The sequence below is a fragment of the Halostagnicola alkaliphila genome (assembly GCF_055379965.1).
In genome coordinates this window covers 226,049-249,097 of record NZ_AP043825.1, presented here as the reverse complement: position 1 = coordinate 249,097, position 23,049 = coordinate 226,049, and the positions used below count along the sequence as shown (strand labels likewise).

The 23,049-nt window shown below is 58.2% G+C and carries 19 protein-coding genes; 10 read left to right on the top strand and 9 right to left on the bottom strand.

What is annotated here, in order from left to right:
• Positions 1-268 precede the first annotated feature (268 nt).
• Positions 269-1,390, top strand: a complete 1,122-nt coding sequence (locus ACZ5C7_RS03360) for an amidohydrolase family protein (RefSeq protein WP_464375192.1) — start codon at positions 269-271, stop codon at positions 1,388-1,390.
• A gap of 13 nt (positions 1,391-1,403) precedes the next feature.
• Here the strand turns inward: ACZ5C7_RS03360 and ACZ5C7_RS03355 are convergent, their stop codons facing one another.
• Positions 1,404-1,769 carry a Rieske (2Fe-2S) protein gene (locus ACZ5C7_RS03355; protein WP_464375191.1) on the bottom strand — a complete coding sequence of 122 codons (366 nt, stop codon included), beginning with the start codon at positions 1,767-1,769 and terminating at the stop codon, positions 1,404-1,406.
• A gap of 135 nt (positions 1,770-1,904) precedes the next feature.
• Between ACZ5C7_RS03355 and ACZ5C7_RS03350 the strand changes: the two genes are divergently transcribed.
• Positions 1,905-2,222: a hypothetical protein gene (locus tag ACZ5C7_RS03350; RefSeq protein WP_464375190.1), complete on the top strand. Its 318-nt coding sequence runs from the start codon at positions 1,905-1,907 to the stop codon at positions 2,220-2,222.
• A gap of 463 nt (positions 2,223-2,685) precedes the next feature.
• Here the strand turns inward: ACZ5C7_RS03350 and ACZ5C7_RS03345 are convergent, their stop codons facing one another.
• Positions 2,686-3,471 (bottom strand): IclR family transcriptional regulator, encoded by a 786-nt coding sequence (locus ACZ5C7_RS03345; RefSeq protein WP_464375189.1) that lies wholly within the window; start codon positions 3,469-3,471, stop codon positions 2,686-2,688.
• Between the two features lie 280 nt (positions 3,472-3,751).
• On the opposite strand from ACZ5C7_RS03345, the gene ACZ5C7_RS03340 reads away from it, so the two are divergent.
• Both ACZ5C7_RS03340 and ACZ5C7_RS03335 read left to right on the top strand, forming a co-directional pair.
• On the top strand, positions 3,752-5,083 hold the full coding sequence (locus ACZ5C7_RS03340; RefSeq protein WP_464375188.1) for a phenylacetate--CoA ligase family protein: 1,332 nt from the start codon (positions 3,752-3,754) through the stop codon (positions 5,081-5,083).
• 197 nt (positions 5,084-5,280) lie between these two features.
• On the top strand, positions 5,281-6,042 hold the full coding sequence (locus ACZ5C7_RS03335) for an SDR family NAD(P)-dependent oxidoreductase (RefSeq protein WP_464375187.1): 762 nt from the start codon (positions 5,281-5,283) through the stop codon (positions 6,040-6,042).
• A 213-nt stretch (positions 6,043-6,255) separates the two neighbouring features.
• Here the strand turns inward: ACZ5C7_RS03335 and ACZ5C7_RS03330 are convergent, their stop codons facing one another.
• The 3 genes from ACZ5C7_RS03330 to ACZ5C7_RS03320 form a co-directional block, all read right to left on the bottom strand.
• On the bottom strand, positions 6,256-6,744 hold the full coding sequence (locus tag ACZ5C7_RS03330; RefSeq protein ID WP_464375186.1) for a Zn-ribbon domain-containing OB-fold protein: 489 nt from the start codon (positions 6,742-6,744) through the stop codon (positions 6,256-6,258).
• Positions 6,741-7,934, bottom strand: a complete 1,194-nt coding sequence (locus ACZ5C7_RS03325) for a thiolase C-terminal domain-containing protein (RefSeq protein ID WP_464375185.1) — start codon at positions 7,932-7,934, stop codon at positions 6,741-6,743. The genes ACZ5C7_RS03330 and ACZ5C7_RS03325 overlap by 4 nt, the downstream gene beginning before the upstream one ends.
• A 195-nt stretch (positions 7,935-8,129) precedes the next feature.
• A complete protein-coding gene (locus tag ACZ5C7_RS03320) occupies positions 8,130-9,899 on the bottom strand; it encodes a CocE/NonD family hydrolase (protein ID WP_464375184.1) in 1,770 nt (589 codons plus the stop codon).
• Positions 9,900-10,081: 182 nt separating this feature from the next.
• On the opposite strand from ACZ5C7_RS03320, the gene ACZ5C7_RS03315 reads away from it, so the two are divergent.
• A complete protein-coding gene (locus tag ACZ5C7_RS03315) occupies positions 10,082-11,005 on the top strand; it encodes an NAD(P)/FAD-dependent oxidoreductase (protein WP_464375183.1) in 924 nt (307 codons plus the stop codon).
• 38 nt (positions 11,006-11,043) lie between these two features.
• Here ACZ5C7_RS03315 and ACZ5C7_RS03310 read toward each other — a convergent pair whose 3' ends face one another.
• Positions 11,044-11,325: a MoaD/ThiS family protein gene (locus ACZ5C7_RS03310; RefSeq protein ID WP_464375182.1), complete on the bottom strand. Its 282-nt coding sequence runs from the start codon at positions 11,323-11,325 to the stop codon at positions 11,044-11,046.
• Positions 11,326-11,476: 151 nt separating this feature from the next.
• Positions 11,477-13,153, bottom strand: coding sequence for an aldehyde ferredoxin oxidoreductase C-terminal domain-containing protein (locus tag ACZ5C7_RS03305; RefSeq protein ID WP_464375181.1), 1,677 nt, complete (start codon positions 13,151-13,153; stop codon positions 11,477-11,479).
• A gap of 1,233 nt (positions 13,154-14,386) precedes the next feature.
• Between ACZ5C7_RS03305 and ACZ5C7_RS03300 the strand changes: the two genes are divergently transcribed.
• From ACZ5C7_RS03300 to ACZ5C7_RS03280, 5 genes are all read left to right on the top strand, one after another.
• Positions 14,387-16,150: an ABC transporter substrate-binding protein gene (locus tag ACZ5C7_RS03300; RefSeq protein ID WP_464375180.1), complete on the top strand. Its 1,764-nt coding sequence runs from the start codon at positions 14,387-14,389 to the stop codon at positions 16,148-16,150.
• A gap of 369 nt (positions 16,151-16,519) precedes the next feature.
• Entirely contained in the window at positions 16,520-17,272 is a 753-nt protein-coding gene (locus tag ACZ5C7_RS03295) for an ABC transporter permease (RefSeq protein ID WP_464375179.1), read from the top strand.
• 4 nt (positions 17,273-17,276) lie between these two features.
• Complete coding sequence (locus tag ACZ5C7_RS03290) at positions 17,277-18,335, top strand: ABC transporter ATP-binding protein (RefSeq protein ID WP_464375178.1); 1,059 nt, start codon at positions 17,277-17,279, stop codon at positions 18,333-18,335.
• Entirely contained in the window at positions 18,325-19,392 is a 1,068-nt protein-coding gene (locus ACZ5C7_RS03285) for an ABC transporter ATP-binding protein (protein ID WP_464375177.1), read from the top strand. The genes ACZ5C7_RS03290 and ACZ5C7_RS03285 overlap by 11 nt, the downstream gene beginning before the upstream one ends.
• Positions 19,389-20,372, top strand: a complete 984-nt coding sequence (locus tag ACZ5C7_RS03280; RefSeq protein ID WP_464375176.1) for an ABC transporter permease — start codon at positions 19,389-19,391, stop codon at positions 20,370-20,372. Before ACZ5C7_RS03285 ends, ACZ5C7_RS03280 begins: the two co-directional genes overlap by 4 nt.
• Before the next feature lie 503 nt (positions 20,373-20,875).
• Here ACZ5C7_RS03280 and ACZ5C7_RS03275 read toward each other — a convergent pair.
• Both ACZ5C7_RS03275 and ACZ5C7_RS03270 read right to left on the bottom strand, forming a co-directional pair.
• Positions 20,876-22,366 (bottom strand): MATE family efflux transporter, encoded by a 1,491-nt coding sequence (locus ACZ5C7_RS03275; RefSeq protein WP_464375175.1) that lies wholly within the window; start codon positions 22,364-22,366, stop codon positions 20,876-20,878.
• Positions 22,363-22,962, bottom strand: coding sequence for a TetR/AcrR family transcriptional regulator (locus ACZ5C7_RS03270; RefSeq protein ID WP_464375174.1), 600 nt, complete (start codon positions 22,960-22,962; stop codon positions 22,363-22,365). Before ACZ5C7_RS03270 ends, ACZ5C7_RS03275 begins: the two co-directional genes overlap by 4 nt.
• Positions 22,963-23,049 lie beyond the last annotated feature (87 nt).

Genomic DNA, 23,049 nt, shown 5'->3' with positions numbered 1-23,049 from the left:
GACTGGATAGAGCTAGCGAAGTTTGACCCGGGCATCAGTAATCGTGAATTGCCACTCGATAGACCGAAAAGGTCCGTTCGGTAATCCTGCGACGCATCGACCTCCGCCTGGAGCCGCTGCGCGGTAGATCCGGCGGTCGAGCCATTGACGTTTGAGCGCGCCCAGTTCTATTTCGTCCATGTTTAGCCAGCTTCCTCTCACAGTAGGTCAGTTGAGGCTAAACTCGTACGTGCAAACTATTATTATTTAGCACCGAATGCTAGCTCCTATGGGTTCACCCACGGGAGTGAGTGACGAGCAACCACTCCAAGAGTTCACCGTGATTGATTCGGACGTCCATGTCGAGGGGCATATCCCCGAGATTGCGAAGATGGTCGCCGAACGAATGGAGATGCCGTACAGTCACCTGTTAGATCCCGACAAGGGGTCCGGTGGCTACGGGTTCCCCCGGTCGGGAGCTCACAGCGAAATCCCCGGCAAGATGAGCGTATTTAACTTCGAAGGGTTCGATCCGGTACTGGAACCGTCGGACATCGACGAAACGCTCCGCACCGAACTGGGCGTCGACTACCCGGTCATCAATATGACCCCGATGTGGGATGTCTACCCCGACACGGACCAGATCCTTCAGGAGATGCCGGCGACCAACGACGTCTTGCTCGAGGAGTTCCTCGATTCGAACGACGACTACTTCGGCAGTATCTCGATCCAGACGCGGGAGCCGGAAGCGGCCGTCGAGGAGATCGAACGACTCGCAGACGAGCGACAGATGGTCGCGGTCCTCGTCCACCCCGGTGGACAGGAGCGCGGGCTCGGCGACTCCCGGTACGATCCGATCTGGGCCGCCGCGGAGGACAACGACCTAGCGATCGCGTTCCACACCACGGCGACCGGACAGATGTGGGAGATGCCGGGGATCATCGGTTCGATGTCGACGATGCCGGAACTACACACGCTCAGCCATCCGTACTCGATGATGTGGGTAATGACGAGTCTCATCGCAGAGGGGACGCCGGCGAAGTTCCCGGATCTAAACTTCATCTTCCTCGAGTCGGGCATCGGCTGGGTACCGTACATGATGTCGCGACTCAACCGCGAGTACAGCACCTGGCGGAGCCAAGCACCATTGCTCGAGAAGATGCCCGAAGAGTACATCAGAGATCAGTTTTACTTCGGGACCCAACCGCTCGGCGAGTTCTCGAAGCGATCACACATGGCCGACATCATCGACATCGTCGGGTCGGAAAACATCCTGTTTTCGACCGATTTCCCCCACTTCGACATCGACAACCCAGAGACGATTCGTGGCTTCTTCAGTCACCTTTCGGAGGAAGAACAACGCGGTGTCTTCGGCGAAAACGCCATCGACGCCTTCGGGTTGCCAATCTGATCGCGTTAACCGATCAAACGCTGACGACGATTTCGCCGTCCTCAACGAATACGTCGTGTGAAATCAGCTGTACTCCCGTTTTCGAGTGGCACTCGCCGGTCACCAGATCGAACTCCCACCCGTGCCACGGACAGGCGATGATTTCGTCTTCGCGCGTCCACTCGATGTCCGTTTCCAGTGACTCCCTGTTGAACTCCGCGTCGAGAAATCCTGCGGTTTGTCCCTCACAAACCGGTCCGCTTTGGTGTGCACACCAGTTCGTGTGCGCGTAGTAGTCGCCGTCAATGTTGAAGACGCCTATCTCGCGTCCTTCAAGTTCGACCACGAGGTGATCACCGTCGGCTAATTCGCTCGCTTCGACGATCGAGTGTTCTGCCATGCACAGTTGGTTTACCGTTTCAATATTAATGGTTTCGGTGATACGGTACGCGCCGGTATGTCCGGTTTAGGTGGTAGGCTGAAGTGAAACTGAAACGTCGACACGTACTTTCACCTCGAGACTGTACGCTCACGCATGAGCGGCGATCGAGAAAAACCCGACTGGTGGCGGGCAAACGAACGTGCAAGAGCGTCGATGGATCTTCCGTCGTACGAGCCACCCCGGTTCGACGACAGCGTCTACGTTCACGAGGTTGTTCCGACTCTCGAGTCGGTCCACGACTGCGAGATTCTGTTTCTCGGTATCAACGTTGAATACACCGACGAATGGACCGTCCAAATCGACGGCGACGACGCGTTTTCCGTCGAGCGATCGCGCGACGACAGCGGCAACACGATCTATCACATCGATTCGGCGGCGTTCAGATCCGCGGTCGAACGAGCGACCGACTGACTGCTCAACCACTCGGAGATAACTCGGACCGCCGTTGGAGATCGTCCGTCAGACAGCCGAATCATCGGGACGGCCCTACTGATCCTCGGCCGTGATCGCGGATCGATGACTCTAGCGATCCGACAGAGCAGGGTTCTCCGAATCGTTCAAATTGATTTGAGAGCGTCAAATAGCTGGAGCGACCGACTGCTATCCGCTTTCCCTGCGTTGGTTTATCGCTTGGAAAAGACGACCGGGATACAAATTCCGCGGGTACGTATCAATCTACTTTTATCGAATCACGCTATTCTGTCGGAATCACCTGTTGTTTGTGCTCTCGATCGATTTAACCCACTGCATCTATCGCCTCTTTCGGGAGAGACCCCGTAATTATCACAGTTCCGAACAAAAGCTCGCGAATTTACACCCATACTGGTGTATAGGTCGGAGGAAGGAGCCGCCACCAGTTTGGCATCGTCAAATGTTACAGAAGGCCAGTCTCGGTATGAATGTTGATTTCGATGTTGTTCGCCGATCGAATGACCGCCTTGGCGAGTTCGTTCTCGAGTTGTTTTCCCTGCCAATTGTTGGCCGGTCCGGAGATGCTTATCGCACCGATGACAGCTTCGTGCTCGTCGATGATCGGCGCGCCGATACCCTGGTTTCCGTACACGACCTCTTGGTTGTTAACCGCGTACCGCTGATCGCGAATCTGGTCGAGTTCCTCGTATAGTTCGTCCTCATCGGTTATCGTATGGGACGTGTACGCCGGCAACCCCTGTTGTTCGATGATTTGATCGACCCCCGATTCAGGCAGGTGGGCGAGTATCGCTTTTCCACCGGCTGTACAGTGGGTGTGAACTTGCGGTTCGTCTCGTTTCTTGGTGTGGACCTCTTTCCCGATGGCGTCCTTACCGAACGTTTCGTACAGAATAAGCGTCTTGCCCTGATATTCCGTTATCAAGTGTGCCACGGCGTCGTACTCGTGAGCTAACTTCTCGATCTCCATCTTGCCGGCACGAAAGAGATCGGTTTGCCCTCGAACCCGCTCGCTAAAGGGGATAAATTCCATCCCTAACTTGTATTTGTCTCCCTCCTGCTGGACGAACCCGTTTAATTTGAGCGTTGTCAGATGCGTGTGGACGGTCCCCGGTGAGAGCCCGATATCCTCGGAAATTTCCGAGACGCTACTACAGCCGTTTTCGTTGATTTGACGGAGTATTTGAAACGACCGATCGACCGATTGGATTCGGCGGGTTTCATTCGACATAGACAATAATACACAATGGAAGTATATATTCTTTTGCGAGGGTCAAAATGAGACGTGTTGCCGCTTCATTCTTCTACCGCAACATCTCTTGGTCAGTCAAGACCCTCCGACAGCAGTGTACCTCGGTGAGAGGAATCCGACCACGATTCGTCTTTTCGACTTCAGTTCGACAAGCAGGCGGGTAACCGGTGGCACTGACCAAACTCTCGAGTTTGTATCCGACTAATTTCGAAGAGACGAACCGATAGACTGAATTAGCTAGGCAGTAAGTTACTATATCATGGTTGATGTCTACGACCCGATTGAGATCCAGCCATGGGAAGAAGTACTCGCGAAACACGAGCGCCTCCTTCCCAGTCAGCTTGAATATCTCATGGAACAGTCAGCGTATTACCGTCGTCTCTTCGAGGAATGGGATGTCGATCCCGCGGTCATCGATACGCTTGACGAATTCGCCGAACTTCCGTTCATGACGAAGCAGGACGAGCGCGACAGCCAAGCGAGCCAAACGCCGGCCAAACCCCTCGGCGAACACCAAACTGCTCCCACCTCGGCGCTCAATCGGGTCATTTCGTCGTCCGGAACGACGGGCAAACCCACTTACTTCGGGCTCACGTCGAAAGATCGACGCGACTGGAATACGGTCCAAGAGCGCGCATTTTACACGGTGGGGGTCCGGCCGTCGGACACGGTGTTGTTCGGGGCGGGACAAACGATGATCACCGGCGGAACGCCGTATTTCGAGTCGCTAACGAAATTGGGTGCGAACGTCGTCCCTGCGGGCGGGGAAAGCACCGACCGACTGCTTTCCGTCGCGACCGATATCCATCCGGACGTCTTGTGGACGACCACCTCACACGTCCAATACCTCTCCGAACAGGCGGAGGAAGTGTGCGGCGTTTCGCCGGAGGATCTGCCCATGACGAAGGTTATCGGCGGCGGTGGGCCCGGAATTTCTAACCCGGAGATCCGATCCGAGTTCTACGACATCTGGGACGCAAACCTGGTCCGCGAGGCGATGGGGCTGGGTGATGTCATCGGTTGTATGTGGGCCGAGTGCGAGGAAGAATCGGGGATGCACTTCCACGGCCAGGGCCACGCGCACGTCGAACTGATCGATCCGGAAACGGGCGAGACCAAACCCTTCGAAAGCGGGAACGAAGGCGAACTCGTGTACACCCACCTGCGACGGGAAGCGACGCCGTTGGTTCGATTCCGATCGGGTGATTACGCCCGCGTGACGGGGACCGACTGCGATTGCGGTCGAACGTCGCCGAAGATTCAGTGCATCGGCCGAACCGACGACATGCTCATCTACAAGGGCATGAACGTCTTCCCGTCGGCGGTCCGCGACGTCATCTCGGAGGTCGACGGCGTCGCACCGCGCGTTCGAATGATCGTCCCCGACGAAAACAAAGTCCACTTCGAGGATCCGATTTCGATCGAAATCGCGTCCGAGCCGAACACGACCCGACCCGAATCGGAACTCATCAACGACGTCGTCGACATCGTCCGCGGTCAGCTCAAAGTCCGCGTCGATCCCACGGTCGTCGATGCCGACGAACTTCCAACGGACGAGTACAAAACGGACCTTATCGAAGTTCGCAACTGACCCGGTGAAACGCTCGCAGCGGCCGAGCGAGCAGCGATAGCCCGCAGACTCTCCGTCGCCGAACGGCCGCAACCCGGCGAAATACACCGTTCTCGAGTCGGCAACGAAAGACTCGTAGTGAGACGACCTAGCGGAGAACGATACCAACGCCCGAGATAATTCGGTACGCTTATTCATGTCGCACGAGAACGAAACGCATGATCAGTGTTGATCTGACAGATGAGACTGCGATCGTCACCGGTGGAGCACAGGGGTTCGGACGCGGAATCGCCAAACGCCTCGGCGAGGCCGGAAGCAACGTCGTGATCGCCGACGTTCAGGTCGAGAAAGCTGAGGAGACGGCCGAAGAACTTCGAAACTACGATATCGAGGTGGAGGTCGTCGACTGTGACGTGACCGACCCTGCGTCCGCGGAAGCGCTCGTCGAAGCCACGGTCGATCGGTTCGGAAGCGTGGAGATCCTCGTCAATAACGCCGGCGGAAGCACGACCGACCACTTTACCGAACTCGATTTCGACACGTGGGCCGACGGCGTCGGGTTGAACCTCTCGGGCCCGTTCAACTGCACGAAAGCCGTCGCGTCGGAGATGCAAAAACACGGCCAAGGGCGAATCGTCAACATCTCCTCGATGGCAGGTCGAAACGTCACCGTCCACGGCAATCCAAGTTATACCGCTTCGAAGTGGGGCCTCATCGGCCTCTCGAAGCACACGTCTCGAGACCTCGGGCCGGACGTTCGGGTGAACGCGATCTGTCCCGGCGGCGGTCCGAGCGGCCCGTTGGATCGCGGCGTCACGTCCGATGACATCGCCGACGGCGTCCTGTTTCTCGTGTCCGGTCTCTCCGATTACATCACCGGGACGGTCCTCGAGATCGAGGGCGGCGGGAGCCTCAACGAGCGACCCGACTACCTCGAAAAGCCGCCCGAGGAGTGGCCCGATTTCTTGCAGGATCAGTAAGGCTATTCGAGACCGACCCCGTCTCGGTTTCTTGAGTCCTCGCTACCAAAAGAGAGCGGCTGCTTTGGGCAGCACGATCAAAACTGGGATCGCATCGCCTCCCGTCCGAGAGGCGGAGCTCTCAGCCGAAACATTCGAAAGGAGAGAAGGACACGCCAACTGCCGCTTGCACGAATCGTCGCAATGGCCCGACAGTCGCGACGCGGGTTCGTGTCAGACGGGTTCGAACCGGTAAAACACGCGATCTTCGTCGCGCGGACCGTCGATATCAACGATTTTTAGCGTCACTCGATCGCCGATCGAGAGGTCATCGTATGCGGCCCCGTCGATGCGAGCCGAGAGCCGGACGTCGACACCCTCGAGGTCGACGATACCCATGACGAACGGGACATCGTCCGTCATGCCGATCGGTGCACTTCCGCGGACGACGGAGAACGCGAACAGCGTTCCGTCGTGTGGGAGCGACTCGTAAGAGAGGTCATCACTGGTACACTCCGGGCAGATGACGCGCGGCGGGAAGTGGAGCGCGTCGCAGTCTTCACACCGCGTCGTCGACAAGGACCCCTCTTGAAGTCGGTCGTAGAACTCGTGAATGCGCGTCTCCTCCTCTGACTGGAGGTTGTAGAAATCGAGCAATCGCGGAAAGTCGATCCGCTCCGGAACGGCGACGGTGTCCCGCGGCGGTGTCGGATCGTCGGTCATTGTGGATCCCTCGCGAGCGTCATGACGCTGTGAACCGACGCGCTGCCGCTGAGATTGTGGATGAGGCCGGTCTCCGGACTGTCTGGGACCTGCCTTTTGGACGGAACGTCGCCGGTGAACTGGCGGTAGATTTCCAACGCCTGCGAAATGCCGGTCGCACCGAGCGGGTGGCCACAGCCAAGGAGGCCGCCGCGAGGGTTGACGGCGATGTCGCCGTCGAGAGCGCTTCGGCCCTCCTCGATGAAGCGCCCACCCTCGCCTTTTTCGACCCAGCCGAGATCCTCGTACTCGATGATCTCGCTGATGGAGAAACAATCGTGTATCTCGGCGACGTCAAGTTCGTTTACGGGGTCCTCGATGCCCGCCTGTTCGTACGCCTTTTCGGCTGCGACGGTCGCCTGCGGCCACGCCGACAGCGACGGGAGGTTGTTGATCGAGTTGCTCGCCATGCACGATTGCCCGCTTCCCGTCACGTACGCGGCCGTGTCCGTGAGTTCGCGAGCCTTCCGTTCACTCACGAGCAAGAGCGCCGCCGCGCCGTCCGTGATCCCGCTGCAGTCGAGCAGATTGAGCGGCGGCGCGATTGGATAGGACTCGAGTACGTCGTCGACGTCGACTTCCTTCTGAAATTGCGCGTAGGGGTTGTTCGCCGCGTGGGTTTTGTTTTTCTCGCTTACCGCCGCGAGTTGCTCTCGAGTCGTGCCGTACTCGTGCATGTGTCGCTGGGCGATAAGCGAAAAGTACGACGGCGCGTTCAGGCCGTTGACGCCGTCGAACTCCCTGTCGACGACGTTCGTCATGCTCGATTGCATCTCCTCGGCGTTTTCGTCCGGGAGATTCATCTTCTCGACGCCGACGACGAGCGCGACGTCCAGTTGTCCGGCGGCGATGGCGAGCCAAGCGTACCGGAGCGCGGCCTGTCCGCTCGCGCAGGCGAGTTCCGTTCGGGCGATCATCGAGTCGACGTCGACGCCGAGCAGTTCCGCGACGAGGGGTGCCACGTGCGATTGGAACGCGAACCGTTCGGGCTGGACGGCGCCGACGAATAGCCCCTCGACATCGTCCGGGGTGATTCCGGGAACGTCGTCGAAGGCTTCTTTCCCGGCCTCTTGAGCGAGATCTTTCCACGTCGCCTGTCGGTCCCCCCAACGAGTGTGGCCGCCGCCAACGATGGCTGCGGTCTGGGTCATCGGTTCCTCCCTCCGCCGTTCTCGCGCGTTGACCACACGCCAGGTTCCGATAGTGCGTGGGTACCCGCGGGTAGGAAAATTGTGTGGACGCTACTGTGATTCAGCATCATCCGAAAATTCGGGGGGACCGTTATTAGTGTTTGCGCTACACACCCTCACGCGATTCGCGTCTCGGCCTTCTCGTCGCTTTCCCCGTCACCGTGTTGGTGGCTCCGGCGGCACCTCGGGTATCACGAGCCGAGAATCGTACTCTCCGCCGGTGTGGATCGTGTGCTCGCCCTCGTTGATCGTTTCCAATCCGAGTGCCGTTTCCCCTCGCTTTCTGGCAGGGTAGGTCTCAGTCATGTCTTCGTGCCCGAACAGCGTCCCGGAAATTTCGACTTGCAGCGTCTCCCCTTCCTCATAACGGGTCCCAGATGGCCGGATCGGGATCTGACACTCGACGGGTTCACCCGGATCGACCGGCTCGGGATCCGCATTTCGCTCGAGGAACGGTTCCCATCGAGTCGATTTCGCCGCGTTCAGGCTCCGGTGTGACAGTCGGAGGAAGCCGAGCCCAACCGGGTGCGCCAGCGGGGCGGAGTACCCGTGAAATTTCACTTCGTCGCCGTTCCGATCGAGCTTCCGGACGGTAACGAAGAGGTCGGCGTCCGCGGCGTCTTCGGGGGTTATCCACAGCTTCAACCCCTGGTACCCGACCAGCGCGGTCTCCTCCTCGAACGTGTGCTCGAACGCGACGCTGTCGGTCGTCGTCGCGTCGTAGCTGACCGCGCTCGCCCGGTCGGGCGTTCCTCGTTCGGTGAGCGAGCGGTCGGCTGCATCGAGATGGAGCGTCTGATACTGCGTCTCGGGCAGCGGAAAGTCGTCCGCCGTCCGAACGGACCAACTGCGGAGCGAGTCGCGAACCTCCGCCCTGACCGGCTTTTCGTCGAGAATTCTCGAGTCGGTCCCCTTCAAGAAGTGATCGAAGAATCGCTTTCGGAAGGCCTGGGCCTCCGTTTCGTAGAACGTGGCCCACTTCTCCCGACCGTGATTGTAGAGCCACTTGTGCTCGGAGTCGATGTTTCGAAACGTCCTGAAATCGCCCCGGCTAAAGAGGCCGTGACTCGACCAGGAGCCGCAGATGAGGGCGGGTTGAGTGATCTCCGCGAAGAGCTCGTCCTCGGATCTGGGATCGGGCGTCGGCGGGTTCGTCTCCTCCGGCGCGGGCCAGGCGGGGTCCCGGGGAACGGGAAAGTCGTCGGTCGATGTCGGCGACGTCACGGGCCCGATACCGCCGTGTCTGTACAAATCGTCCGGGGCGCCTTGCCAGGGACAGATCGCCTCAAGGTGCGGCGGATTCGCCTCGGCCGCGTAGTACTGGAGGATCGAAAGGATCGAAACGCCGCTCATGCCGACGTTTCCGTTGCTCCACGGTTGGCGCGCCGCCCACTCGATCGCGTCGTACATGTCTCGACCCCACGCTTCGAATCCCGTAAACTCTCCCGGCGAGCGGCCGAACCCTCGTCCGTCGACGACGATGTTGACGTATCCGTGTGGGACCCAGAAATTGGGATTCTCCGACTCGAACGTACACGAATGTGCGACCGGTGGGCTCCACGGTTCGTAGCCGACTCCCGTTCCCGGCCACCGTTCCCCGAACAGTTCTTCGGCTTCCCCCCAGTAGATATCCTTTCCCCAGCCGGTAAACTCCATGATCACCGGGTACTCGCCGGGAACTTCACCGAACTCTTCGCCGGGTTCTTTGGGCCGGTAAACGTTACCGGCCAGATCCAAACCGTCACGCATCGGAATCGGAACGTCGGTCTCTTTGGTGATTCCGATCGCAACTCCTTCAACCGGTGATTCCCACACGTCGCGTGATTCCGTCGCCGCTTCGGGTCCGCCATCACACCGTGTCGGTCGGTTCGTGCCTGCGTACTCGAGTGGTTCGTCATCGACCCCGCGTGAGTTATTTTCTGTCATGAACTCCTTCGAGTACCATATTACGGACCACACACTTAAGAAATTGTATCAGAGAGCGGGTTATAATCGAACAAACGACACGACAACACGGCAATCGCGACTCGCCGAGACGCAAAACTTCGGTTAAGCGCCGGAGACAGGGGAACGTTTTTTACCGGGTAGATAGCAAGTACTGCTAGACAATGGGTTACGATATCGCAATTATCGGGACCGGACCGGCCGGACTCAGTGCAGGCGCCTATGCGGGACGAAGAGGATACGACACGTTGTTCTTCGAGGACGAATCGATCGGCGGGGAACTCGTAAATCGACACGAAATTCGGTCCTACCCGGGTTTTCCGGACGGGATAGCCGGAACGGAGCTTCGATCTCGGCTCGTGAATACTGTCGAGGGGTACGAACCCGAGGTCGAGATGGCCGCCGTCGAACGCATCGATCCCGGACGGCCCCACGAACTCCACACGCAACACGGACAGTTTCAGGCCGCGGCGGTCGTCCTCGCGACCGGAAGCAGTCCGGAGCGACTCGGCGTTCCCGGCGAATCGGACTACTGGGGCCGAGGCGTGTTCGACTGTGCGACCTGCGACGGACCGCTCTACGCGGGCGAACGAATCGCCGTCATCGGCGGCCGGAACCACGCCGTTATCGACGCACTGTTCTTGACCAACCACGCGTCGGAGGTGCTCCTGATCGAACGAGCGGAAGAATTGACTGCCGACGAGTCGCTCGCGGCCGACGCTCGAGCCAACGAACAGCTCGAGGTTCTGACCGGGACGTCGGTGACGGAAATAGCGGGTGACGGTGACGTCGTCAGCTCGATACAGCTGCGAGACCGCGAAACTGACGAGATGCGCACCGAGTCAGTCGGCGGGTTGAACGTCAACGTCGGTGCCGTTCCGAACACGTCGTTCCTCGATGAGACCGTCGACCTCGACGACGACGGCGGTGTGATCGTCGGACCGAATATGGAGACGTCCGTCGAAGGCATTTACGCGGCCGGGGACGTGCGAACGGATAGCCCGCTGGAAGTCGCCGCTGCGGTGGGCGACGGCGTTACTGCCGTCCGATCGGCGCGCTCGCACGTCGAGACGAACTCGAGTTCGTAACGGTGCTGGGTCGCCGTGCGACAGTCGAGTACCGGTTTTCACCCACCGTGAATCGGCGGCGAGAGACGCACGATGTCGCCATCGGACAACGCCGTGTCGTCCCCCTCGAGCGTCCGGACGCTTTGTTTATTGACGGTGACGATCGTAGATAGCTCGCCAGCGTCGTCTCGGCCGTCGAGGACGGCTCGCGCGCCGTCGAACTCCGAACGCAACGTCGCTAACAGGTCGCCGACGGTCGCGTCCGACTCGAGCGTGCAGTCGTAGGATTTCGTGCCGATGGCCTCGCGAACCGGTCCGAAGGCGCGGACTTCGACGTTCATGTGTCGATGTTGGAGATGGCACTATTAGATCTTTCTACGAACGAATCCCTCCCTCGTCCGACCCGCACCGACGTAGCGGCTTCGTAGTGGGACTGCGTGCCGGAAGCAGAGAATACTCGCCGAGAGTCGGGTTCTCTCAGGCCTTCGACGTTTAGTTCGTCGGGACGGCACTAGGGGCGGCGGTTTCGACCGTCGAGTCGGGGACGGTGCCGTCGTCGTTCAGGCCGCGAGCGTCGTAGTACTCCCCGATCGCCGCCTCGAGATCCGGGATTTCGTAGGGGAGTTCGTCGTCCGAGCGATCGATTCCGCGACGGTTGTTGAAGTGGCGCTCGAGTTCGACGGTTCGGGCCCCGATCTCGAGGAGTTCCTCGTAGGACGCGTCGAACAGCGTCTCGAGACGCTCTTCGGTGACGTACTCGCTTCCGAAGGCACAAACGATCCCGGTATCCCGGAACGCGGCCGAGTTTTCCTCTCGGACGAGCGTCTCCGCCTTTCCGAGCGTCCCCTGCGGATCGATCTGGCCGCTGTACTCGAGCGATAACATTCCGGCGTACATGTGGTCGGCACCGCGGTTCGCGACGGCGTAGGAGAGCCCTTGGCCGTGGAGGACGCGGCCGTCGTGAGCGGCGAACTCCATCCCTTTGACCGTGAAGTCTTCGACGCCCAGTTCGTCGTGACAGCGCGCAACACCTTCCGCGAGGGTGTCTCCGACCCCTTCACGATAGGCAATCTTCTCCGTCACCTCCTGTGCCAGGGCGGCGTTTCCGAACTCGTCTTCGCTCGCCAGATACGCAGCGACGGTCACGCCCGCGGAGACGGTGTCCATTCCGAGCGAATCGCACAGTTCGTTCCCCTTCATGACGTCGACGATATCGTCGACGCCCTGACTGGAACCGAACGCGTAGATCGTTTCGAACTCCGGGCCCTCCGTCTCGAGGCCTGTCTCTTCGTCGCGCGTCGGGAGTTTGCAGGCGTACGCACACGCCGAGCACGCCCCTTTCTTGTACTTTTTCTCCTCGACTGCGTCGCCCCCGATATCCGCCGCGTGCTCGAATTCGTACTCCTCGAAATACCGCGTCGGGAGCGAGAAGTTGTCGTTGATAAACTCCGTTCCGCCGGCGGTTCCCTGTCGACGCATCGGATCGTCCGACTGTGCGGCCTCGCGGTGAACGTCCGTCTCCGGTGGATCCGGAATCTCGATCGGCGGCTCGACGTCTCCCGAAAAGGTGACACACTTGACGTTCTTCGATCCGAGTATCGCGCCGAGTCCGCCGCGACCGAACGTGCGGGAATCGAACGTCATCACCGAGGCGAATCGAACGAGGTTCTCGCCGGCCGGTCCGATCGCGATACAGTGTTCGGGTCCGAGATCGTGGTTCGTTTCGACGTACGCCGAAACTTCGGGAACGGTCGCCTCCTCGAGTTCCGGCACTTCTTCGAACGTGACGCCGTCGTCGGTTACGTGAATCGCGAGTAGTTCGTCACTCTCGCCCGTCACCTCGAGAACGCTGATACCCGTTCCGACGAAGTTTCGAGAGAGGTACCCGCCGGCGTTGCTCGAAGCCAATCCGTCGGTCAGTGGTGAGAGGCCGGTCATATTCATCCGACCCGTAAAGGACATCTGGGACTGTTGGAGCGGACCGGTCGACAGATACGCTCTGTTCTCCGGACCGAACGGATCGGCGTCGAAGGGGATCCGCTCGTGGGCGAGTGCCGTCGCCGCCGCACGGCCGCCGACGTGCGTCTCGAGCAGCGAGTCGATATCCGTTTCCGTTGCCGTTCGTTCGCTCACATCTAGACTCAACAGCGGACCTGTTGCGTGAATCATACTCCATCATTATCAGTGCAAGACTATAAGTGTGAAGGGGAGCCGAACCTCGTTCGCGCCACGAGACTTCGTCGACCCGACGAATCGGTCGCGGAAACGCACGATCGCCGGTCCGAACGTCAAATTTCCGGTTCGAACATCGACGGCTCGCCTCGAGGCCGATAATCTGTCTCTCAACGGCGAGACACGGTATCACAATTCGCGTACTGGTTTACATTCCCAGGGAATTACGCCGTATCCGCAAACGCCTGAGACAATGATAACGCCGCACGTTCTTTGACCCTCTCAAATTGGAATGTGAACAACCACCATGGTAGAACGACGGAACGGTGCGACGCTACCTCGAGGAGGGAGCGATTCGCCCAAGGGCACCCGGTGAAAGTATTGTCGACCGTGACCGCCACGTTCAAAAGAGACGGACAACCGGACCGGTCACTTTCCGGGAGCGGAATTGGACCGCTGAACAACACACCGGAAGAGCACCGTAATCGATTCGTTACCGTGTGACGCAACTGGTAAACGGAGACGCCCTCGAAGCGGAGGAACGCCCGGATCACTCGACGGGACGAGTGCTTCCGAGAACGAACCGTTCCATCGGCGCTAGTACAATCCTATTTTGTCAGCGTCAAAAGAGAGAGTCCTGCGAGGGACAATTTTATACATACATATGATTGTAATTGATTGATCGAGTGATGTCTTTGAAGACGGGGTGAAACCGGAGTTCGAGTTGAAGAATTGCAATTATAACGAGCGTTATGGCGTATTCAACGTCTTCTCTAGTTGCTTGGTGAAATACCACATAGCATGGTACACGTCCCAAGAAATTACGCACCCCATCGCTGAACGAGTGTAGCAAATTTGCTTTTAGAAAGGATTCAACCGGTTGAAGTACGTTACCGTCTGTTATACTGAACGGGGTACTTGGATTTGACAGTGTCAAATTTGGAATGGGAGGAATGAGAGGTCTCATCGAATAATAGAGGTCTCATCGAGTACTAGCAATTTAAACGCGCTCACGAATGCGATTGAACGGGAGTCCGATTCGAAGCATTGCTCGCAATAGGACAGCGATTTCTCCGGTTTGACCCGTGCTGTGACGGAAACTCTCATGAAACACATTTGTCACGTTTCATTACGCGATGAGCAACTTATATATATGGTGCCGAATAACACAAGGGTGTGCTATACACGCACAAGTGACAAGGGTCCGATGCGGAAGCCAAGTGGATTATAATGAGTGATAAAGACACAACTCACGAGTGGAGTACCGATAGACGAACATACCTGGGGGCACTCACGGCGGCGGCCGGAGCGGCCCTCGCGGGGTGCATGGGAGGGGGCACCGAAGAACACGAACCCGGTGAACCGGTTCCTACGTTGCAAATCGATTCGATGACAGGCGTTACGGGTGAATCCTCGATCGAACAAGCCCACCTTCACCTCGCCGAGGTGCTCGAGGACGAGCTAGGGGTCCCGGCAAATGTCTCGACGAAAGAGGTAAACACCATGTGGGACGAGATCTACAGCGACGATCGGTCCCGGCACCTCCACCTCGACGTCACCCCGGACATGCCACAGTTTCTCGAGCCGCACAATGTCCTTCGACAGTTCCAGGCCCAGCGGGCGGGCGCAAACGGGTTAGGAAACGTAAGCCAGTACGCAAGCTGTGAATACACAGATCTCGTCGACGAGCAAGTCACCATCTCGGACCCTGACGAGCGCGAAGCGGTGATTCAAGATGCAGTGAGCAGCTTTTCGGAGGATATCGGCACGATCAATCTCTTCTCGATGTACGTTCAATCTGCATACCGGCCGGACGGGGTGGACATTCCCGACGATACCGGCGACCAGGGGGTTGCCGATCGAAATACGGACCTCTTCATGGAGATGAGCCCTGCAGACGGCGACACGATCCAGACGAACCTGACGAGTACGGCGATGCAGTCGTCCACTTACATGGTGAACACACCGACGACGGTCTGGGGGACCGTCGTCTACTCGCCGCTGGTGTACTTCGACAAGAACAACGAGCTCCAGCCCTTCCTCGCGACGGATTGGGAGATCGAGGACGACGCGACCACGTTCACGTTCCATATCCGCGAGGATGCCACGTTCCACAACGGCGATCCCATCACGGCCGAGGACGTCCAGTGGACGTTCGAGTTCGTCAACGAGAACACGGCTCACTTCCAGGAGGCCAGCGAGGTCCCCTACGAGTCGATAGACGTCATCGACGACCACACCGTCGAGTTCAATTTCGCCGAACCGCACGCCCCCTTCCTTCGCGGAACGGCGACGACGTGGGGTATCGTGCCAAAAGACGTCTGGCTGGACGGCGGGGCAGAAGAGAACCCGGACAACGTCGATCTGGATCCGATCGTCGGATCCGGCGCGTACCAGGTGGTCAACTGGCAGCGAGATCAAATCCTGCACTTGGAGCCGTACGACGACCACTGGATCGATACCGAGGGCGAACTGGTCATGCGATCGTTCGAAGATCAGACCGGTGCCGTTCGAGAGTTAGAAGACGGCGACCTCGACGCAATATTCAGTCTCGGGAGCGACCTCGTGGCAAATATCGAAGACGACGACGACATCGAGATCGACGGGGTGCCAGGGTTCGGCGATTGGGAGCTGACACCACAACACAGCTTCCCGGTGACACAGTTCAGAGAGTTCCGTCTCGCGCTCTCAGAAGCCATCGACCGGGACTATCTCAGGGAGCTCCTGTCGAGAGGCAACGGTGAGATACACTTGCACTCGGCCCCGTGGGGAGAGCAACATCCGTTCTACCCCGATGACGCGGAAGGGCTAACCCAGATCGCTCAGTCGCCGAGCGGAGACACCGAACGAGCGCGAGAAATCCTTGAAGAAGCGGGTTGGACATGGGACGATGATGACCGGTTAGTGTATCCAGACGACATCGATACGGACCCACGTTGGCCAGCGGGTGACGAACCGGCTGATCATTCCGACGAATACTCGTGCCTCGAGTAACTTGTTTGGCACAAATTTTGTAGATCCTTCAACAAACCCCCGAAATACGACAACACGAAGAAGCGGACGGGTCAATTGGGTTCGGTACTAGCACGGGGGCTAAAACGGGTTGGTGTAAATTTTCCGATGAATGATGACAGCGACGTTTGAGGGAAACATTTATGTAGATTCCCTGTGTGACATTTTAACAATTAGCTCAATATGAGTGAATCCACCGACATAGAAGCCCGCCTCAATTCATTACTGAAAAACAACTTTGTAGAAAGTTTCAGGGATGGAATTAACAAGTACCTTTCGGACCGAATAACGATAGCCTGTCTCGTCTTTCTGGCGATACTCGTATTCATTAGCGTGTTCGATCAATTTTTGATGCCGTACGAACACACGACGGTCCACCGCACTCCGAACGGAGAAATCGCCAGACTAGAATCGCCGTCGATGGCGCATCCGCTCGGCACGACTACGTCCGGAGAGGACGTTTTCTCCCGGTTACTTTTCGGTGCAAGCTCGACCTTGCTCACGGGCCTAGTCGGTGGTCTGATTATCGTCGGTATCGGGCTCACCGTTGGGATGGTGTCGGGATACTACGGCGGACGAGTCGATGGCTTGCTCATGCGATTAACTGACTTCGCGTACGGTATTCCGATCATCCCGACCGCGATCGTGCTCGTCGCCTACTTCGGAATGGGGTTCTGGAGTTCAGTCCTCATCATCGGGTTATTACTGTGGCGGGGGAACGCCCGCGTCTTTCGATCGCAGGTATTACAGATCAAGGAGCGCGAACACATTAAGGCCGCAAAGATGCTGGGCGCGAGCGACCGATACGTCATCACGCGCCACATTCTGCCGAATATGATGGGGATGGTGGTGCTTTTCTTGGCTCTCGGAACCGGAATAACCATTCTAATCAGTGCCGGTCTCGCGTTCCTGGGCTTCATGGATCCGTACGTTCCATCGTGGGGTGTGATGCTCCGAAACGCGTACTCATCCGGGAGCATGACCGAGGCATGGTGGTGGTCGATTCCGCCGGGAGCGATGATTTCCTTTACGGTGCTCGCGATTTTCCTTCTCGGACGGAGCTACGAGCGAGTAAACGAAGAGCAAGTTAACCAGGTTTCCTAAGACAATGACAGAACCACTACTCGAAGTCGAAAACGTAGACATCACGTATCGGATGGATAGCGAAGACGTCCATGCCGTAACCAATGCGTCGTTCGAAATCGGTGCGAACGAGTACTTCGGACTCGTGGGCGAAAGCGGCTGTGGAAAGAGTACGCTCGCAAAATCGGTGATTAAGGGGCTCGATTCGAACGGGGAAATCTCCGCAGGAACGATACGATACAAGGGCCGGGAAATCCAGGATCTCTCCGAAAAAGAGTACAACGAGGAAATCCGCTGGAAAGAGATTTCAGTTATTCCACAGGCGGCGATGAACAGCCTCAACCCGCTCGCAAAGCTGAGCGACCAAGCGATCGAAATCGCCAACGTCCACACCGACTGGTCGGCCGAAAAGTCGGTGGATCGGCTCAAGGAACTGTTCGATATCGTCGGTCTTCCGGAGTCGAGAGTCACCGACTACCCACACCAGTTCTCCGGAGGGATGAAACAGCGCGCGATAATCGCGATGTCGTTGCTATTGAATCCGTCTCTGATCATCGCCGACGAACCGACGACGGCGCTGGACGTGATCATGCAGGATCAGTTCCTCAAACACATCGACGGGTTGCGAGACGAACGGGACCTCGCGTTGCTTCTCATTACGCACGACATCGCGGTCGTCTTCGAGACTTGCGATTCGATGGCGGTCATGCACGGGGGGCAGATCGCGGAGAAAGGAACCACGAAGGAGATATTCTCCACGCCGAGACATCCATACACGATACTCTTACAGCAGTCGTTCCCCGATGCTCGACACCCCGATCGGGAACTCGAGGTTATCGAGGGAAGCCCCCCAGCACTACGCGAGGAGGTCGACTACTGTACGTTCGCGAACAGGTGTCCGTGGGCCGAACAGGAATGCCAAGAATCGTTCCCGCCGATCGAATCGATGAACGGAAACGACAGCCACGGTGTCTCGTGTTTCCGAAGCGACGAGATGGAATCGCTCGCGAGCGAGCACCTGAACACGACCGGGAGACCACAGGCGAACGCTATCGAAAACGAGGGATACGAAGATGACGACTAACAACGAGACCGAGCCGATACTGGAACTTCGAAACGTCGAAAAGCACTTCGAACAGTCGACGAATATCGCGGAAACTCTGCGCCAAGCGTTCTTCGGGGAGGGCGCTCAAGAACCGGTTCGTGCCGTCGACGGCGTCAACCTCGAGTTAGCTGAGAACCAGGTCCACGGTATCATCGGAGAAAGCGGGTGCGGGAAGTCGACGCTCCTGTTGACGCTTATGGGAGAACACGAGCCGACGGGCGGCGAAATCCTGTACAACGGGCAGCCGATATCGGAGTTCGATAAAGCGGACTGGAAGGCACTCCGTCGGAAAATTCAGGTGATCTTCCAGGATCCGTTTAACACGATGAACCCCCATTTCACCGTCCGAGAAACGCTCAAAGAACCGTTCAAGATACACGACATCGAGACCGACGAAGCGGAACTCCTTGATATGCTCGAGACGGTTCGACTCACACCGGCGGAAGAATACATCGATCGCCGCGAATCGCAGCTGTCCGGTGGCGAGAAACAACGCGTCTCGATCGCTCGAGCGTTGATTCTCGAGCCGGACGTCGTGCTCGCCGACGAGCCGGTGTCGATGCTCGACGTTTCGACCCAGGCGTCGATCCTGAAGCTCTTGAGCGATCTCACCGAGAAGTACGACGTCGCGATGTTTTACGTCTCTCACGACCTATCCACGGTGTCGTACGTGTGCGACACCGTAAACGTCATGTACCTCGGTCGAATCGTCGAAAGCGCGCCGACGCAGAAGATTCTTTCCGATCCGAAGCACCCGTATACGCAGGCGCTGATAAACGCGATCCCGGTTCCCGATCCGTTCCACGACCGAAGCTGGACCGAACTCGACGGAACGCCGGGCGATCCGCAAAACCTGCCGAGCGGTTGTCGGTTCAAGGATCGCTGCCCGGAGCGAATGGACATCTGCGATCAGCAACCGGCGTTCGAAGTCCACGACGAAGAGACCACACATCAGGTCGCCTGCCACCTGTACGACGAGCAACCCGTCGATGATTCTCCGATCGAAATCAACAAAACGGGGGTGTCGGAGTCATGAGTAAAATCAAATACTACATCCGTCGACTCTTCGTGACGGTGCTTTTGATATTCGGTGTCGTGACCTTCCTGTTCATCGCGTTCCGGCTCATGCCGGGGGACTACGCGACGACGTTGGCCGGCGGCGGTGCGTCGGCCAGCGAATTAGAAGAGATTCGAGAATCGTGGGGACTGAACGAGCCGCTGTACATGCAGTACTACCATTACATGGCGAATATGGTGACGGGAGACGCCGGTACCTCCCACGTCTCGAACGAGCCGGTCTTGAGCTACGTTCGCGGCCCGCTGATGAACTCGCTGATCCTGGTTATCCCCGCGATCGTCGTCGCGTTCACCATCGGTTCGATCTACGGCGCATTGCTGGGAACGAAGTCGGGGACAGCCTTCGAGAAATACGGGATCCTCCCACCAACGCTCGCCGGAACGACCCCGAACTTCTTCGTCGGAATCCTGCTCTTAGTCATATTCTCCTCGGCGTTAGGGTGGTTCCCCGTCGGCGGTATGGCGGGGTACGAGACGTACGCCGAGGTCGAGTCGCACTATGAGATCTACCTTACGACCGACTTCTGGAGTCACTACGTGCTTCCGTTCACCACGATCGTACTGACGTTCCTGTACTATCCGGCGTTGATCATGCGCGGGAGCGTCATCGATGTCAAAGGACAGGAGTACACCTACTTCCAGCGCATCGCGGGACTACCGAGTAAAACTCGGTTCAAACACCTCATGAAACACTCCTCGCTTCCAGTGATTACGCTTTTGCCGGCACAGACGGCGACCGCGATCAGCGGACTCGTCCTCATCGAAACCGTCTTCAACTGGCCCGGTATCGGGACGCTTCTGTTCGACTCCGTCATTGCGCGGGATACGCCAGTAATCCAATTCCTCTTCATCATCGTCGCGATCTGGATCATCTTCGGCAACCTGATCGTCGATATCTTCTACACGGTGATCGATCCGCGGATCACGATCGAAGACTAAATCGGACGGCTTCGACCCCTTTTCGGTGCCGAGACGTTCACGCTGGACGACGACTGAAACGAACAAGTACTCGCTCGAGAGAGGAACGTCTAATCGAGCGTTTTACATGGCGTTTCAAAACTCGAAGCGCCGGTTTCGGAACTCGATGCGGCTGGCTGTTCAGAACAAAGCCGACGCCGGATGAAACGGGATGGACGAAGACGTAATGGGATGAGAGGCCGGCGGTGCGACGAGTGACGCCGCGAAATCGCCGCTCGAGGGTCGGTTTATCGGCCAACGTCCACGACTGCGGCTCGAATACCCGTCGCAGGAATCGCTGTCAGGGATGGATTGTGGCGACCGTATTCCACTGAGCAATGCCGAGCGCCTCGAGTCGTTCGTCCGACCGTCGACACCGTATCGGAACCAACGCGACGGCTCAGTCGATACCAATTGGTACTGATCGGCGATGAAACGATAAAAAGGAGAACTATACGGAACCCGTTACTGAGCGAACGGAGCGCTCAGTCATCGACCGGCATCGGTTCGTCCTCGAGTCCCTTCTGATCGTCGGTAACGTTTCCGTCGCGCCACGTGCCCAGTCTGAACCAGAAAAAGGCGATGATGCCGCCGATGACCGTCGAGATGGCGAACGCGAGCCACACGCCCTCCGAACCGAAGCGTTCCGCACCGATCCAGGCGAGCGGAAACCGAATAACGCCGAGCGTGAGGACGGAGATAACGGCCGCTATCAGCGTCTTTCCAGCGCCGCGGAATCCGCCACTGTACGCCCGCATGACGCCCATGAATCCGAACGTCAACGCCGTGTATCGCAGGAACAACGCACCCTCGGAGATGACCTCGGGGTCGTTCGTAAAGACGGACACGATCGGGTTGGCGGCGAAGAGAACGAGCACGCCGAGACCGCTCAACACGAGCAACATCACCTTCGCGCCGAAGTGATTGGTCCGCTCCGCACGATCGATCTTTCCGGCGCCAATATTCTGCCCGGTCATCGTTTCCACGCCCTGTGAGAACGCGATCGCGGGAAGGAAGATGACCGAGAACACTCGAGTTCCGATCCCGAACGCCGCGACGACCGTTTCGGGGAACATGGCAATAATAACCAACAACAGATTGATCGAAAGCGCTCGGGCCGTTCCCTCGACGGAAGCGGGCATCCCGATATCGACCAACCGGCGACCGTACTCTATATCCGGCGACATCTCCGAGAGGTGGATTTGAACGCCGTGGGTGCCGCGAAACAGGATCACGAGTCCGACGCCGAACGCCAGCGTTCGCGAGAGAACGGTCGCGATGGCCGCGCCTTCGATCCCCGACCCTGCGTAGCCGGTAAGCGCGAATAGTTCGGTCTCTAGGCCGCGGAGCCCCAGATAACCGAATAGGGGATTGTTCTCGAAGCCGAAGATGAAAAAGGGGTCGACGACGATGTTGATCACGACCGATCCGAACATCACGAGCATCGGCGTGACCGTATCGCCGTATCCGCGCATGAGCGCGAGGAAGACGAAGAAGCCGAAAACCGAGACCAACCCGATGGAGTACACGCGCATGTAGTCGGCGACGAGAGGTGCGACCTCCGGTGATGCACCGAGCAATCCGAGGACATCGTCGACGAATACGTAGCCGAACGCGCCGAGGATAACCGACGTGATAATCGAATACGTCACCGTCTGCGACGCGGCGTACTCCGCCTGGTGTTCCTGTCCCGCGCCGGTGTACTGGGCGACGAGAACACTCCCGGCAACCGAGACCCCGAGCGCGAGCGCGATGAGGAAAAAGACCATCGGAAACGCGAAACTGATCGCAGCCAGCGAGGTGGTGCTATGTTGTCCGAGCCAGAACGTGTCCGCGAGGTTGTAGGTAACCTGCAGAAGATTCGTGATAATCAGCGGAATCGAGAGGTATATCAGTGGTTTTGCGATCCCACCCGATGTGAGATTGAGTTGATCCGACGATTTGAATATCGCGTTCAGATGCTCTCGGAGCGTCACTCGACGCTAACCTCCACTCCATCCGATACGAGTACGTGTTCCGCAATGTACGTCTCGAGCGTGTCACAGGTCCGTTCGAGAGGGTGTCCGACGGCGACGTGACGAGTCTGGACGCCGTTGAGTATCGTCACGATGAAATCGGCCGTCTGGTCCGGGTCGATCTCGTCGCGAAACGTTCCCGCTTCCTGTCCCGCCTCCAGAATCGACCGAAACCGGTAGTGGAGGAGTCTATCGAAGTCCGCCAGTTCGGAGCGAAATCGATCGTCGTAGGGTCCCTGGGCCTTGATCTCGAGCAATGCCGTCCTAAAGCGCTGAAAGGTCTCTTCGTTCCGCGGGGCGAGGTACGTCTCGATGAGCGCCACGAGTTGTTCATCGGGCGTGTCTCCCTCCAACCCCGCGATTCGCTCGGCGAACGAGCGCTGTAAGTAATCGAACAGGGAGTAGAGGAGATCCTGTTTACTATCGTAATAGTAGTGCAGCGTCGATTTGCTCTTCGAGGACTCGTCCGCGATATCCTGCATTCGAAGCGACGCGTAGCCGTGTTTACAGAGGGCTGCATAGGTCGCGTCCATGAGTTCGTCGGTTGTTTCGTTCATTGTGCTCAATTTGACTGGCCAGCCAGTCAGCCGTTTTGTTATATAAAGCGTTTGCCGGACAAAAAAGCACCGGTTCACTTCGACGAA